Here is a 14,425-nt window from a genome sequence, read left to right as displayed (position 1 = left end):
AGCGGTTAATTTCCATAACGCCCGGCGCAGTAGTTGCTACCTCGGGCGTCCTTGCCTGTGTGGATACCAATGACCTATTGCGTTGCTTTGAACCTGGCCGAAGGCCTGGTGTTTGTCTCTGACTCGCGCACCAATGCCGGTGTCGACCATATCGCCACCTTTCGCAAACTGCATGTGTTCGCCGTACCTGGCGAGCGCCTGATCGTGCTGCAAACCGCCGGCAACCTGGCCACCTCGCAAGCGGTGATCAACCTGCTGCGCACGCGCCTGAACCACGACGGCGTGCACCTTAACAACGTGGTCAACCTGTACGGCGCCACCACGCTGGTGGGCGACACGATGCGGGAAGTCATGGCGCGCGACGCCAACTCGCCGATGGCGGCGGGCGTTGATCTGAGCTGCTCGTTTCTGGTCGGCGGGCAAATCAGCGGCCAGCCGGCTGAGTTGTACAACATCTACCCGTTGGGCAATTTCATCTCGGCCTCCGACGACACGCCGTTCTTCCAGATTGGCGAAAGCAAATACGGCAAACCGATCCTCGACCGCGCTCTGAACTACCACACCGACCTCGACAAAGCCTTGCGCTGCGCGCTGGTGTCGTTCGACTCGACCATTCGCAGTAATTTGTCGGTCGGCTTCCCGCTGGACGTGGTCGTGTACAAAGCCGACAGCCTGCAAGTGCCAGCCGGATTTCGCGTGCTGGAAAGTGACCCGTATTTTGAAGGGGTTCGCCAGCAGTGGTCGGTGGGGTTGAGCCAGTTGCTGGACGAGTTGCCGCCGTTGCCGCCGGAGTATTCGGCGTAGGGCCAACAGCACGGCCCCTCACCCCAGCCCTCTCCCGCAAGCGGGAGAGGGGGCTCAATGCGCGTTTGGGCTTACCTCTTTTGCCCGGCCACAGTCACCCCTCGCCCGCTTGCGGGAGAGGGGCCGGGGGAGAGGGCAGCGGCAGACGCGATTGCTACGACCGCCATCCACCCCCCAACGCCTTGTACAACGCAATCGCCGCCTGCATCCGCGCCAACCGTAGTTGCACGCCACCTTCTTCGGCCTGAAACAACACGCGCTGCGTTTCCAGCACGCTGAGCAACGTCTCGGCGCCCGATTGGTAGCGGCTCTGCGCCAGCTCAAACGCACGCTGGGCGTGCTCGCGTTCCTGGGTTTGCCAGGTGCGTTGTTGGTCCAGCCCGGCAATCGCGGTGAGGGCTTTTTCGACGTCGGCAAACGCTGCGTCAATGGCGCCTCGGTAGGCGTGCAGCAGTTCTTCCTGGCGCGCCTGGCTGAGGTCGCGGTCGGCGGCGAGTTTGCCGGCGTTGAAGAGTGGCGCGGTGAGCCCGGCGGCGACGGTGTAGAAGGAATTTTCCAGCACGTTGTGAAACGCATCGGCGCCCGTGCCGAGGCTGGCGGTGAGGGTCAGGCCCGGCAGCATGGCGGCGCGCGCTACCTGCACGTCGGCGCTGGCGGCGGCCAGGCGGGCTTCGGCGCTGGCGATGTCGGGGCGTCGGGTGAGCAGTTGGCTCGGCACGCCGGCGGCGATGCTCGGCCACTGCAAGTCGGTGAAGCGCTCGTCGCTCGCGGGCACCTGCTGCACGGGCTGGCCTAACAGCACGGCCAGGCCGATGCGCGCTTCCATGACGTGCTGGCGCAACAGCGGCAGCTGACGGTGTTGCGCAGCGACCAAGCTGCGTTGTTGTGCCAGCTCCAGTTGGGTGGCGGCGCCGGCCTCGAAGCGTTGGTCGATGAGCGCGAGCACCTGTTCGGCGTTGGCCAGGTTCTGTTCGGCGATGCGCAGCTGTTCGGCCAGCGCCAGGCCGCTGAGGTAGCTGCTGGCGACGCTGGTGAGCAGCGTCAGGCGCACGGTGTCCCGTTCATATTCGCTGGCACGCTGGGTTTGCCGTGCGCTGTCGTGGGCAGCGGCGCGGCCACCCCAGAAATCCACTTCATAGCTGGCGCTGAGGCTGGCGGTGTAGGTGTTCAGGCGGCGGTCGTCGCGGTCGGTGTCGCGCTGGCTGTAGCCGTCGCCGCCGAGCAGTTCTTCGCGCGCCGCATCGAACCCGCCTTTTACGTCCGGCAGCAGCGCCGCGCCGGCAATGGTGCTGCTGGCGCGGGCCTGGCGGACGCGGGCTTCGGCGGCGGCGAGGTCGTGGCTGCTGCGTTCGGCTTGGGCGATTAGCGCGGCAAGCTGCGGGCTACCAAACGCGTTCCACCAGTCGCGCAGCACGCCATCGCCAGCGCTCGATGTATGAGGCGATGCCCATTGCGGCGGCGCGGGCGGCGGTTCGATAGCGGCAGGCGGCGTGCTGCATGCACCGATTGCCAGGCAAACGGGCAGCAGGGCTGGAAAGATGTTTTTCATGGGCTAGTCAGCGCTGTTACCGGGTCGAGTTGAGCGGCTTTGCGCGCGGGCATAAAGCCGAACACCACACCGGTAATCAGGGCGCAGAAAAACGCTCCAGCCATGGCCAGCAGGGAAAACACCACCGCAATCTGGCTCAGGTGCAGCACGCCGCCGACCAGCAACGCCAAGGCGATTCCGGCAATGCCGCCGACGACCGAGAGCAACACCGCTTCGGTGAGAAATTGCCGAAGAATGTCGCGCTGCCGGGCCCCGGTCGCCATGCGAATGCCGATCTCGCGGGTGCGCTCGCGCACGGTCATCAGCATGATGTTCATCACGCCGATGCCGCCCACCAGCAGCGAAATGGCGGCGATGGCGCCGAGCATCAGCGACAGGCTGTTTTGCGTGCGCGCTTCGGCCTGGATCATGCCCGCATTGTTGGTCAGCTGAAAATCGCGCACGCCACGGTGCAGGCGCAGCATCAGGCGGTCGATGGCCCGCTCGGCTTCGTGCACCCGTTTGGCATCGGCGGCGGCGATCACCACGAATTCCGGATTGTGTTTGCCGAACAGGCGAATGCTGGCGGTGGAGTAGGGCACCACGATTTGTTTGTCGCTGTCGTCATCGCCGGAGCTGGCGCCCTTGGCGCTGAGAATGCCGATGACTTGAAACGGCACGTTCTGAATCAGGATGTAGCGGCCAATCGGGTTGGCGACGCCTGCGAACAAGGCGTCGCGCACTTTCTGGCCGATAACTGCGACGGTGGCCGCGCGGTCTTCGTCGGCCTGGGTAAAGAAACTGCCTTGCGCCACCGGCCAGTTAAGAATGCTCGGGAAGGCCACGCCGTTGCCCCGTGTGTAGGCGTAGTAATCGATGTTGCCGTAGCGCACCACGGTGTCGCCGCCGTTCACCGGCATGATCTGCCGCACCTGCGGCAAGGTGCTGACGGCCGCCAGGTCATCAAGGCTGACGACACCTTCCGGCGCGCGCGGCATGGGTGCGATGCCGGAGAGGTAAATGATGTTCGAGCCGAACGCGCCCATTTGCGCCATCACTTGCCGCTTGCTGCCCTCGCCAACGGCCAGCATTACTACCACCGATGCCACGCCAATGACGATGCCGAGCAAGGTCAGCGCGGTGCGAAAGCGGTTCACCCACATCACCCGCCACGCGGCCTTTAACGCGTCGACCACTTCGCCGCTCCACGAGGCGCTGCTGGTGCTCGGCTCGCGCAGGCGCCGTTGCAGCTGTTCGATTTGCGCTTGTCCTTGCGCGGCAGGCGCCGGGCTGCTGGTGCTGTCGCTGATGATCACGCCGTCGCGCACTTCAATCACGCGGCGGGCGCGGGCGGCGACGTCGCGGTCGTGGGTAATCAGCACCACGGCATGGCCCTGTTCGGCCAGCTCGTCGAGCAGCGCCATGACCTGCGCACCACTGTGGGTGTCGAGGGCGCCGGTGGGTTCGTCGGCGAGAATGATATGGCCACCGTTCATTAACGCCCGCGCAATAGACACCCGTTGCTGCTGCCCGCCCGATAACTGATGCGGGCGATTCTGCCGCCGGCTGCCCAGGCCCAGGCGCTCTAGCAGGGCGGCAGCCCGGCGCTGGCGTTCGCTGTGGCTGAGGCCAGCGTAGATGGCCGGCATTTCCACGTTCTCCTGGGCGCTGGCCGAGGGAATCAAGTGATAGCCCTGGAATACAAAACCGAAGGCCTCGCGCCGCAGCCAGGCCAGTTCGTCGGCGGGCAGTTGGGCGACGTCGATGCCGCTGAACCGGTAACTGCCGGAACTGGGACGGTCGAGGCAGCCGATGATGTTCATCAGCGTCGATTTGCCTGAGCCGGAGGCGCCAACGATGGCGACGAATTCACCCGGATAAATCGCCAGCGACACACCGCGCAGCACCTCAACCACCGGCGCGCCATGGCCGCCGTATTGCTTGCGGATATCGGTGAGGGCGATCAGGGCCGTGGCGCGCTCGGTTTCCCGGGCCTGCACGCTCATTCGCTGGCCCCGGCGGGCGGGCCGATAAGCAGCCGTTCGCCTTCTTCGAGGCCTGCAACTATCTGCACCGACATGCGATCACGCAGCCCGGTGCGCACCTCGCGCGGTTCGATCCGGCCTTTGTCGTTGAGGATCAGCGCTTTGTAAGTGTCCGGCGTGGCGGTGGCATCTTGCAGCGCGGCCAGGGGAATGGTCAGCACGTTGTCGGCCTTGCCAGCAACAAAGAACACTTGCGCGGTCATTTCCGCCATCAGCGCGCCGTCGGCGTTATCGACGTCGAGCAGCACGGTGTAAAGCACCACCCGGCCGCCGCCGTCGGCATTGGGACTGCCGCCGCCCTGGTTGGCCTGGTCCAGCGGCGTGGGCGGCAGCGGCAGCACTTGGCGCACCGTGCCGTTCCAGCGCCGGCCGTCGCCGCTGAGGGTGGTGAACCAGGCGTGCATGCCGGGTTTGATGCGGCTGATATCCGCCTCGGACACCTGCGCCCACACCGTCATCGGCGACAGCTTGGCAATGCGCATGATCAGCGGTGTTTGTTGTTGGGCGTTAAGGGTTTGGCCTACGCGCGCATCGACGGCTACTACGGTGCCGGCCATGGGCGCGTAAATGCGCGTATAGCCCAGCTCGGCTTCGTCGCTGCGCAAGCTGGCTTCGGCCTGGCGAATACGCGCCTGGAACATGGCAATACGGGCTTGGCTGGCGCGCACTTGGGCGGTGGCAATTTGCACGTCTTCGGTGCGCGTGGCGCCGCCTCGGGCGAGGTGTTGCTGGCGGCTGAGCTGCTGGTTGGCGAGCTCATTCTGGGCGCGCTGTTCGGCCAGTTCGGCTTTTAGTTGGTCGATGGAATAGCGGCTGGCGTCGACCTTGGCTTGCTGGGTCGAGGGGTCGATTTCCACCAGCAATTGGCCTTCTTCAACCTGCTCGCCGGGCTCGGCATGCAGTTTCAGAATTTGCCCGGAAGCCTGGGCGCCGACATCCACATAACGCCGTGGTTGCAAGGTGCCCAGTGCGCTCACGCTGCTCTCGATACTGCCGCGCGCTACCGGCACGCTAGGCAGTTGGTCACCGCGCAACGGCAATGCCTGCCAAGTGGCAACGGCCATCAGCGGCGTCAGGCACAGCAGGGTGAGAACAAGGCGGCGAGGGGTAATCAGGGCGCTCATTGGCAGGCTCGTGAGGGTCTGCCAAATGAACGAGTGACTGCGCGGGAAATTTAGCCGTTAGAGCGGGGCGGTGCGGTTGCGAATCAGCGTGGTGCCATCGCTTTGCGGCTCCAGCTTGATCGGCAGCACTTTGGGCAACGCTTTCACCAGGTTGGCGATGTCGCGGGTGCTGTAGATGCCGCCGATGCGGATATCGGCGGTGCTCTGGTCCGCCAATAACAGCGGCTCGTCGAGGTAGCGATTGAGCAGCGGCACGGCTTCGCCAAGGGTGATGTCGTTGAGGATCAACTTGCCGTCGCGCCAGGCGAGGGCGGTGGCGGTGTCGACCGATTTCACCGTGGGCTTGAGGTCGCCCGGTTTGAAGCTGGCCTGCAGGCCCGGCGTGAGTGTGCTGTCGTTGCCTTGGCGATCGCTTTGCACGCGCACCGAGCCTTCGGTGACGGTGACCACCACGCTGTTCTGGTATTTCCACACGTTGAAGCGCGTGCCGGTGACGGTGATCGAGCCTTCGCCGGCGGTCACCACAAAGGGGTGCTCGCTGTCGTGGGTGACGTGGAAATACGCCTCGCCGCTGCTCAGGCGCACGCGGCGCTGGTCGCGGTAATTGCTGAAGCTGAGCTTGCTGTTGCTGTTCAGTTCGACTTCGCTGCCGTCGCTCAAGGTGATGCGGCTGATGTTCTGCGCCGTGTCGAATCGTTCATAGGCGTTGGGCAGCCAGCCCATCATCCAGCCGCCGTAAGCCGCTAACGGCAGCGCCACAATGGCCAGGGCGATGGCCTGGGCTTGCGGACGCCAGCCACGACGGCGCGCGCGTGTCGGGCGGTTCGCGGCGCTTGCGGCCGTGTGCAGGGAAGGGCGTGGTGCGGTCACGGTGGCGCTGGCTGGGAGCTGCTCGCTGAGGTCCCAGATTTCCAGCATGGCGACGTATTCAATGGAATGGCTGGGGTGCTCGTCGAGCCACTGCTTGAACTGCTCGCGCTCTTCGTCCGTGCAATCGGGCGCATGCATGCGCATACACCAATGTGCAGCCACCTCAACCAGAGGGTCGTCGTTGGCAGGGGAAGGCGCGTTGTTCATCAGGGAATACCGGTTACCGGGTACTGAGAAGGTGATATTGCTGGCAGATGAGATTAGATGCTTGATGAGAATTATTATAAAATGAATAATTCCATACTGCCAGTATGACGGTCAGGGGTGGTCAACCTTATCGCAATGTTCGCCGTCACGTCTGTGGCCGGGAGTCGTTTTGGAGATTTATTACCGGGAGCTGGTGCGCTTTTTGAGCGCCAAGCTGGGGGACCGACACGTTGCGGCCGACGTCGCCCACGACGCGTATGTGCGCGTCATGGAGCGAGCCGATCAGGCGCACATCGAGTCGCCGCGCGCGTTCCTGTATCGCACCGCGCTCAACCTGGTCATCGACGAACACCGCCGCAACACCCTGCGCCGCACCGAAACCCTCGACGTACTGGACCAGGAAGAAGCGTATTTCACGCCCTCGCCACACCGCTCCCTGGCGCACGACCAACGCCTGCAACTGCTGCAACGCGCCCTCGACGAATTGCCCAGCCTGTGCCGCGACGCGTTTTTGCTGCGCAAACTTGAAGGCCTGAGCCACGACGAGATTGCTGAGCGCCTGAGCATCTCCCAGAGCCTTGTGGAAAAACACATCGTCAACGCCATGAAGCATTGCCGCGTGCGCATGCGCGAGTGGGACGCTGAATAAGCCGCCTGCCGTCCGCCAACACCCCAGCCCACAGCTTTCAACCACTCGCCTTTAAATTTCATTCCCCTGTCCTCGTTCCTACACAACAGGCGATCTCTGCTCGCCACTCGATTCCCTCGCCACCGTTGTGCGTGGCTTTTCCAGAGGACACTGGACCATGACTCCATCCGTTGCACCTGCCGCCATTCACGACCTGATCGGCATCGGGTTCGGCCCGTCCAACCTGGCGCTGGCCATTGCGCTGCGTGAGCGTGCTCAGCATCAAGGCGCGCTGGACGTGCTGTTTCTGGACAAGCAGGCCGACTACCGCTGGCACGGCAATACGCTGGTGACGCAGAGCGAGTTGCAGATTTCCTTTCTTAAAGACCTGGTCACCTTGCGCAACCCCAGCAGCCCGTATTCATTCGTGAACTACCTGCACGCCCATGACCGTCTGGTGGACTTCATCAATCTGGGCACCTTTTACCCGTGCCGCATGGAGTACAACGACTACCTGCGCTGGGTCGCCGCGCAGTTCGCTGAACAGAGCCGGTACGGCGAAGAAGTGCTGGCCATTGAGCCGCTGCTGCATCACAGCCGGGTCGAGTCGCTGCGCGTGGTGTCGCGTGACAGCCAGGGCGAAACCTTTGTGCGCCAGACCCGCGCCGTGGTGGTGAGTGCCGGCGGTACGCCGCGTATTCCCGAAGCGTTTCGTAGCCTCAAAGGCGAGCCTCGGGTGTTCCATCACGCCCATTATCTGGAGCGCATGGCGCAGCAGCCATGTGTGAGCGGCAAGCCGATGCGCGTGGCGATTATTGGCGGCGGGCAGAGCGCGGCGGAGGCGTTTATCGACCTGAATGACAGCTTCCCGTCGGTGAAGGTCGACATGATTTTGCGCGGCTCGGCGTTAAAACCGGCGGACGATAGCCCGTTCGTGAACGAAGTGTTTTCCCCCGAATTCACCGACCTGGTGTTCAGCCAGACCGGCGCCGAGCGCGAGCGGTTTATTCGCGAGTACCACAACACCAATTACTCGGTGGTGGACATCGATTTGATCGAGCGCATCTACGGCATTTTCTACCGGCAGAAAGTCTCGGGCATCCAACGCCACGCCTTCCACCACCTGCGCACGGTGGAGCGCGCCACCGCGCAGACCGACGGCATTGAACTGGCGTTGCGCCATAGCGCCAGCGGCGAATTGGACGTGCACCGTTACGACGCCGTGGTGCTCGCCACGGGCTACGAACGGCAAAGCCACCGCCAACTGCTGGAGCCGATGGCGCCGTACCTGGGCGATTTCGAAGTGGACCGCGACTACCGCATCGTCACCGACGAGCGCTGCCAGGCGGCGGTTTATATGCAGGGCTTCTGCCAGGCCAGCCACGGGTTGAGCGACACGTTGTTGTCGGTGCTGCCGATTCGCGCCAACGACATCGCCAGTTCGTTGTACGGCTACCTCGGGCATCAGTCCTTGAGCGATGTGCTGCGCGCGCCGTTGTTGGCCACGGCGAGTTAATCGAGCAGCAACCCGACCTGACGAATCTTCGGCAACTTGCGCACCACCAGTTGGTGCGAGCGTGTCAGCAGGTCTTGCAGTTCGGCGGTGCTGATCGACTCCGTGCTGTCCAACCGAACCCAGTGAGCCCGCGCCAGATAAGGCGCCGGGCTGAAGCCGGGGCGGTCGACGTAGCCGAGAAACAAGTCGTTATCAACCTTGAAGGCGATGCCTCGGCCCATAAAGTTGATCACCGCCACCATCTTGTTTTGCGCCACCGAAAACACGCGGTTATCGCCCCATTTCAGGTCTTCGCGCACGCCCGGCAGTTGCAGCAGAAAGTCGGCGGTTTGGCTGGCGTTCATGTTCATCTCCTTTGTCCAGAGGGATTAAACCGGGTGCGGCCAGTCGCCGCGAAAGTGTTCGGTCACATGGTCGAGCCAGGCGCGCACGGCGGGCAGCATGCCACGGCGGTGCGGGTACACGGCCTGCAGAAAGCCGCCCGGCAGCGCCCACTCCGGCAACAGACGAATCAGGCGGCCGTCGGCCAATTCCTGATGACAGTTCATCAAGGGCAGCATGGAAAAGCCCAGGCCGGCCAGCGCTGCGTTTTTGCGTACGGAAAAATCTTCGATGGCCAGGCGCGGTTCAAACGCGATTTCACGCTTATTGCCGTTAGCGTCCACCACGCGATAACGCACCTTGCGATCGGTATCCACGGCGCCGAGCACCGGCAGTTCGCGCAAGTCGTTCAGCTCATTGATCTGCCGACCGGCCAGCAGCGCAGGGGAGGCCACCAGCACGGCGACGGCGGGGCGCAGCTTGCGCGCGATCAGGTTGGGGTCTTCGTCGCCTTCATCGCGCACCCGCAGCGCCACGTCGAACCCTTCGGCCAGCACGTCGACGCGGCGGTTCACCAGCACCACTTCCAGTTGCACCTGCGGGTAGGTGCTGAGGAAGTCGTTGATGATCGGCGACAGGTACGACTCGGCCAGCGCAGTAGGGCACGACACCCGCACCCGGCCGCGCGGTTCGCTGGAATGCGTGGCCACGGCTTCGTCGGCCATGTCGGCGGCGATGATCATCGTCTGGCAGTGGCGAAAGTAATGCTCGCCGATTTCGGTCAGCGCCAAGGTGCGGGTGCTGCGTTGCAACAGGCGTGCGCCCAGGCGTTCCTCCAGCTCGGCAACGCGCCGCGACAAGCGCGACTTCGGCACGCCCAGCAGGCGCCCGGCGGCGGCGAAACCGCCGGCTTCCACCACTTTGGCGAAATAGAACAGGTCGTTGAGATCTTGCATAGCGGGTTCTGGCTGTAGTCATCGTCCTATAGGTGGGACGAACTATCACATTTTTGCTGACTAATGCGCTATTGGAATCATCGGTAGGCTTAGCTCCATCGAATATCAGCCCACTTTTCACGCCGCTACGGCCCCCTTGATTCGGAGAACCACCATGAAACTTCTGCACCTCGACTCCAGCATCCTCGGCGACAACTCGGCCTCGCGCCACCTGAGCAAAGCCGTGGTCGACGCCTGGAAAGCCGCTGACTCCAGCGTTCAGGTGAGCTACCGCGACCTGGCCGCCGATGCTTACAGCCACTTCTCCGCTGCCACGCTGGTTGCCGGCGGTACGCCTGCCGAGCTGCGTGACGCGGCGCAAAAACACGAAGCGGAACTCGGCGAAGCGACGCTGAACGAATTCCTGGCCGCCGACGCCATCGTTATCGGTGCGCCGATGTACAACTTCTCCGTTCCAAGCCAGTTGAAAGCCTGGATCGACCGCATCTCGGTCGCTGGCAAAACCTTCGCCTACGACGAGAACGGCCCAAAAGGCCTGGCTGGCGGTAAAAAGGTGATCATTGTTTCCACCGCCGGTGGCATCCATGCGGGCCAAGCCAGCGGCATCGCCCACGAAGACTACTTGCAACTGCTGTTGCGCTTCCTCGGCATTACCGACATCGAAGTGGTGCGCGCAGAAGGCCTGGCTTACGGGGAAGAACCGCGCGCCAAAGCACTGGCCGCCGCCAACGAGCAAGTGGCGGGTCTGTTTGTAGCTGCGTAACGGCTGAACGGCACTGAGAAAAATCCCCGCTTCGGCGGGGATTTTTTTGGCACGCGACATGCTTTTGTCATCTCACTGTGTTTGCGAAGCGGCCGCTGCGGGTTCATGCTCGGCGCTGCGTCAGGCGAAAGTAGGCAGCGATGGTTTTGAGGAGGTGGGCGTGAGCACCTTTTTTGCGCGTGTGATGGTGGTGTTGCTCGGTTTAGTGGCCGGCGCGTTGCCCGCTTCGGCCGGCACGGTGGGTTCGCGCCTGACCGTCGGCTTTCACCGCATGACCCTGCAAGATCCCCTCGACCAACAACCCATGCAGGCCGTCGCGTTCTACCCGGCCTATGCCCGCACCACGGTCAGCCAGATTGGCCCGTATCACATTGCCGCTGGCGAAGACGCGCCGGTCGCGCCCGGCCACTATCCGATGCTGGTGCTGAGCCACGGCAACAGCGGCAGTCCCCTCGCTCAACACGACCTCGCGACGTATCTGGCCAAACATGGTTTCGTCGTGCTGGCGGTGATTCACCCCGGCGACAACTACGCCGACCAAAGTCGCCTCGGCACGCTGAGCAATTTGTATGGCCGGCCGATGCAGGTGTCGCAAGCCATCACCGACGCCCTGCAGGACCCCTGGCTTGAACCCTTTGTGGATGAGCAGCGCATCGGCATGATCGGCTATTCGGCCGGTGGCGAAACGGCGCTGATCGTCGGCGGCGCGCAGCCACAACAGCAGTTGCTGCGTGACTATTGCCAGGCGCATCCAGCGGACGAAGACGCCTGCCGCAGCCACGGCGAGCTGGTGGTCGACCGCGATGACCTGGTGGCCGAGAGCGACCCTCGGGTGAAAGCGCTGTTATTACTGGCGCCGCTGGGCCTGATGTTTGGCAAGGAAGAACTGCAAGACGTGCAACTGCCGGTGCTCATGTACGCCGGTGACAACGACCAGTTGCTCTCCGTGGAAACCAACGCCCTGGCCCTGAGCCGCAGCCTGCCGCAACGGCCGAATTACCGACTGCTCGATGGCGCCGGGCACTTCATCTTCATGTCGCCGTGCTCGCCCGAGCAGGAGCAGATGATGCCGATGCTGTGCAAAGACGCCGATGGCGTCGACCGTCAGCGTATTCATCGGCGCATGAACGCCGAGGCGGTGGAATTCTTCAGCACCGTGCTGGGGCCGGATTTGCGCGACCACCAGGCTTCATTGCACTAGCCCTGTTGCGGCGACTGTGCCCGTCGCGCCAACCACAGGCTCAGGCTTAGCCCCGCCACCGCGAGCAGGGCGGCGGCGAGGAAAATGCCGTTATACCCAACGCCATACGCCACCGCGCCCATCAGTGGCCCAGCAATCGCCAGGGCCAAATCGAAGAACACTGCGTAGGCGCTGAAGCCGGCGCTGCGGCTGCTGTCCGGCACGCGCTTGATGGCCTCGACGCCCAGCGCCGGGTACACCAACGACAAACCACAACCGGTCAACGCCGCCCCAGCCATGGCCCAGGCCGGCGTCGGTGCGTACCACAGCAGCAGCAAACCGAGGGTTTCGATGGCCATGCAGCTGATCGCCACGTTATAGCCGCCGTAGCGCTTGATGGCATCGATCAACAGCACCCGCGCGCCGATAAACGCCACGCCAAAGGCCGACAAACTATAGGCCGCGCCGCTCCAGCCTTTGCTGGCGAAATACAGGGCGACGAAGGTGGTCAGCGTGCCGTAGCCGATAGAGCCCAGCGCCAGGCCGACGCCATACGGCGCGATACGGCCCAGCACGGTGCTGAAGGGCAGGCGCTCGCCCTTGAGCACGGGCGCCGACGGGCGTTTCCAGATCAGCAGCAACCCTAGCGCCGCCACGGCCATCAGCGCGGCGCCCAGCGTCCAGTAACCCCAGGCGTCGACCATCAGCACTCCGGCTGGCGCGCCGATGGCAATGGCGCCATAGGCGGCGATGCCGTTCCAGGAAATCACCCGCGCGGTGTATTCCACGCCCACCCGGTTGATGCCCCAGCTAATGGTGCTCACGCCCAGCAGCCCTTGCGTCACGCCCAACAGCAAACGCGCCGCCAGCATGATCGACAGGCTGATCAGCGGGTACGCGCTGAGTTGCGTGGACAACAAGGTAAGCAGGCCACTGACGGCGATTCCGCACAGTCCGTACACCAGCGCCGGCTTGGTGCCGAGGCTGTCGGCCAGGCGCCCGGCGAGCGGGCGACTGAGCAGGGTGGCGAGGTATTGCGAAGCAATGGTCAGGCCGGCGATGACCGCGCCGTAACCCAGTTGGTCATGGACAAACCCCGGCACCACGGCGATCGGAATGCCGATGCAGAGAAAGCCGAGAAAGGTAAAAAACACCACGGAAACAATTTGCCCCGTGATGGCCAGAGAGCTGGGCGTTTGGGTGTGCATGCTGAAAAAACTTCGCCAGAAAACCTGCGGCAATCATGGCCAGTGAGCGGCGAGAAGGGAAGGTAGCTAACGATTATTCCTGCTACGCCGTTCTCAGCCCGATGCGCGGCTGAGAACGGCGGACGCCGTTTACTTCGGGTTATTGCGTTCGTGCCGGTAGGCGCTTACCGCCTCGTACACCGCTTTGCGCAGACGGTTGATGCCGCCCAATGGTCGGTGTTCTGGCAGCGCATGCCAGGGGTTGAACGACTGGTTATCGCAGGCGAGGGTTTGCTCGGTGCTGTCGAAATCCTGCGCCGGTACTTTGATGGTGGCCACGGTTTCAAACGGCGAAACCTTCTCGCTCCATTCGATGCTGGTGTCTTCCAGCGGCATATAGAACGCCGGGTTCTGCCGTTGCACTTGTAGCTCGAAACAGGCCGGCATGCGGTCCAGCGACAGCTGCTGGTACAGCGCGTCGTGGAGGAAATTTGGCATGTCAGTGTTCACTGCCGGCAAGGTGTACGCCGGGCAGCGCTGCGGTGCGGGCACCACGCGGTACTTGATGTTATGCGGGCCGAATTTGAACGGGGCGACTGAGTCGTAGGTGGTGGCCACCGGGCTGTCGGGCGCGGGCGCCAGGGTTTTCAGGGCGATGGTCAGGTGGCGGATCTGCCAGGTGCGCGGATCCAGGCTGGGGAAGAACGCCAACACGGTTTTGCCATCGGCCTGGGCTTTGAAGTTGCTCTGGTATTCAGCCACATCGCTGACGAAGAACGAGGGGTGGTTGAACATCACAAAGTCCTGCTCACCGGCCACCGCCGGGGAGGTCATCAGCTTGGCGCCAGGCACGTCGAACAGCTTGATGGCCATGCCGCGCGCATCGCGAACGCGGTCAAATTGCGGGTAGGCATTGCCGTTGGACAGGCGCATCAGCGCTTGCCAGGTTTTGCCCGGCTCGCTGAACACGCCTTGGCGCAGTTCATCGTTGAGTTCCGGCAGCACGGTCACTTCGGCCTTTACGCAGCCATGGGCTTTGGCGTGGGCGTCGCGCAGTACGCGGGTCTGATCTTTGTGCTGCTCGACCACGCGAATGGCATCTTCGATGATGCCCCGCGTCATGGCTGCTTCGCCGGGCGGAATCTGCTCCTCGGCCGACACCGGGCCGGAGAATTTCCAGGCGTAGTACAGCTCGGCAATGCCCCAGCCACCGAGGCCGACCACCGCCACAATCAACAGCAATTTGCCGAGCACACGGCCCAGCCAGAGCCAAAAGCGTTTAAGCATGAAGCGCGT

13 protein-coding genes are annotated in these 14,425 nt (G+C 63.6%); 5 read left to right on the top strand and 8 right to left on the bottom strand.

Translation table 11 applies throughout. The features are described 5' to 3' along the window. The first annotated feature begins 69 nt into the window (after positions 1 to 69). Positions 70 to 804: a peptidase gene (locus ACZZ0Q_RS13695; protein WP_463541921.1), complete on the top strand. Its 735-nt coding sequence runs from the start codon at positions 70 to 72 to the stop codon at positions 802 to 804. Between the two features lie 154 nt (positions 805 to 958). Here the strand turns inward: ACZZ0Q_RS13695 and ACZZ0Q_RS13690 are convergent, their stop codons facing one another. Genes ACZZ0Q_RS13690 through ACZZ0Q_RS13675 form a run of 4 tightly spaced genes read right to left on the bottom strand, consistent with a single transcriptional unit; the run spans position 959 to position 6,578 of the window. After that, positions 959 to 2,353, bottom strand: coding sequence for an efflux transporter outer membrane subunit (locus ACZZ0Q_RS13690; RefSeq protein WP_463560669.1), 1,395 nt, complete (start codon positions 2,351 to 2,353; stop codon positions 959 to 961). Next, positions 2,350 to 4,338 carry a MacB family efflux pump subunit gene (locus tag ACZZ0Q_RS13685; protein ID WP_463541923.1) on the bottom strand — a complete coding sequence of 663 codons (1,989 nt, stop codon included), beginning with the start codon at positions 4,336 to 4,338 and terminating at the stop codon, positions 2,350 to 2,352. The genes ACZZ0Q_RS13690 and ACZZ0Q_RS13685 overlap by 4 nt, the downstream gene beginning before the upstream one ends. Further along, the gene (locus ACZZ0Q_RS13680) at positions 4,335 to 5,501 is read right to left on the bottom strand and encodes an efflux RND transporter periplasmic adaptor subunit (RefSeq protein ID WP_463541924.1); all 1,167 of its coding nucleotides are present in this window, start codon (positions 5,499 to 5,501) and stop codon (positions 4,335 to 4,337) included. The genes ACZZ0Q_RS13685 and ACZZ0Q_RS13680 overlap by 4 nt, the downstream gene beginning before the upstream one ends. A 57-nt stretch (positions 5,502 to 5,558) precedes the next feature. After that, positions 5,559 to 6,578 carry a FecR family protein gene (locus tag ACZZ0Q_RS13675; RefSeq protein WP_463541925.1) on the bottom strand — a complete coding sequence of 340 codons (1,020 nt, stop codon included), beginning with the start codon at positions 6,576 to 6,578 and terminating at the stop codon, positions 5,559 to 5,561. A gap of 169 nt (positions 6,579 to 6,747) precedes the next feature. Between ACZZ0Q_RS13675 and ACZZ0Q_RS13670 the strand changes: the two genes are divergently transcribed. Continuing rightward, positions 6,748 to 7,227, top strand: a complete 480-nt coding sequence (locus ACZZ0Q_RS13670) for a sigma-70 family RNA polymerase sigma factor (RefSeq protein ID WP_463541926.1) — start codon at positions 6,748 to 6,750, stop codon at positions 7,225 to 7,227. A 157-nt stretch (positions 7,228 to 7,384) separates the two neighbouring features. Further along, complete coding sequence (locus ACZZ0Q_RS13665; protein WP_463541927.1) at positions 7,385 to 8,722, top strand: lysine N(6)-hydroxylase/L-ornithine N(5)-oxygenase family protein; 1,338 nt, start codon at positions 7,385 to 7,387, stop codon at positions 8,720 to 8,722. On the opposite strand, the gene ACZZ0Q_RS13660 is transcribed toward ACZZ0Q_RS13665, so the two are convergent. Then, entirely contained in the window at positions 8,719 to 9,066 is a 348-nt protein-coding gene (locus tag ACZZ0Q_RS13660) for an MmcQ/YjbR family DNA-binding protein (RefSeq protein WP_463541929.1), read from the bottom strand. The genes ACZZ0Q_RS13665 and ACZZ0Q_RS13660 overlap by 4 nt on opposite strands. A 24-nt stretch (positions 9,067 to 9,090) precedes the next feature. Further along, a complete protein-coding gene (locus tag ACZZ0Q_RS13655) occupies positions 9,091 to 9,999 on the bottom strand; it encodes a LysR substrate-binding domain-containing protein (RefSeq protein WP_463541930.1) in 909 nt (302 codons plus the stop codon). 154 nt (positions 10,000 to 10,153) lie between these two features. On the opposite strand from ACZZ0Q_RS13655, the gene ACZZ0Q_RS13650 reads away from it, so the two are divergent. Continuing rightward, on the top strand, positions 10,154 to 10,762 hold the full coding sequence (locus tag ACZZ0Q_RS13650) for an FMN-dependent NADH-azoreductase (protein WP_463382473.1): 609 nt from the start codon (positions 10,154 to 10,156) through the stop codon (positions 10,760 to 10,762). A 184-nt stretch (positions 10,763 to 10,946) separates the two neighbouring features. Continuing rightward, on the top strand, positions 10,947 to 11,963 hold the full coding sequence (locus ACZZ0Q_RS13645; protein WP_463542332.1) for an alpha/beta hydrolase family protein: 1,017 nt from the start codon (positions 10,947 to 10,949) through the stop codon (positions 11,961 to 11,963). Here ACZZ0Q_RS13645 and ACZZ0Q_RS13640 read toward each other — a convergent pair. Both ACZZ0Q_RS13640 and ACZZ0Q_RS13635 read right to left on the bottom strand, forming a co-directional pair. Continuing rightward, the gene (locus ACZZ0Q_RS13640) at positions 11,960 to 13,150 is read right to left on the bottom strand and encodes an MFS transporter (protein ID WP_463541931.1); all 1,191 of its coding nucleotides are present in this window, start codon (positions 13,148 to 13,150) and stop codon (positions 11,960 to 11,962) included. The genes ACZZ0Q_RS13645 and ACZZ0Q_RS13640 overlap by 4 nt on opposite strands. Positions 13,151 to 13,279: 129 nt before the next feature. Next, a complete protein-coding gene (locus ACZZ0Q_RS13635) occupies positions 13,280 to 14,416 on the bottom strand; it encodes a catalase family protein (RefSeq protein WP_463541932.1) in 1,137 nt (378 codons plus the stop codon). Positions 14,417 to 14,425: the final 9 nt, after the last annotated feature.

The sequence above is a fragment of the Pseudomonas sp. AC070 genome (assembly GCF_979258635.1).
Note: the sequence above shows the minus strand (reverse complement) of the source record. Positions and strands in the feature narration are given on the sequence as shown.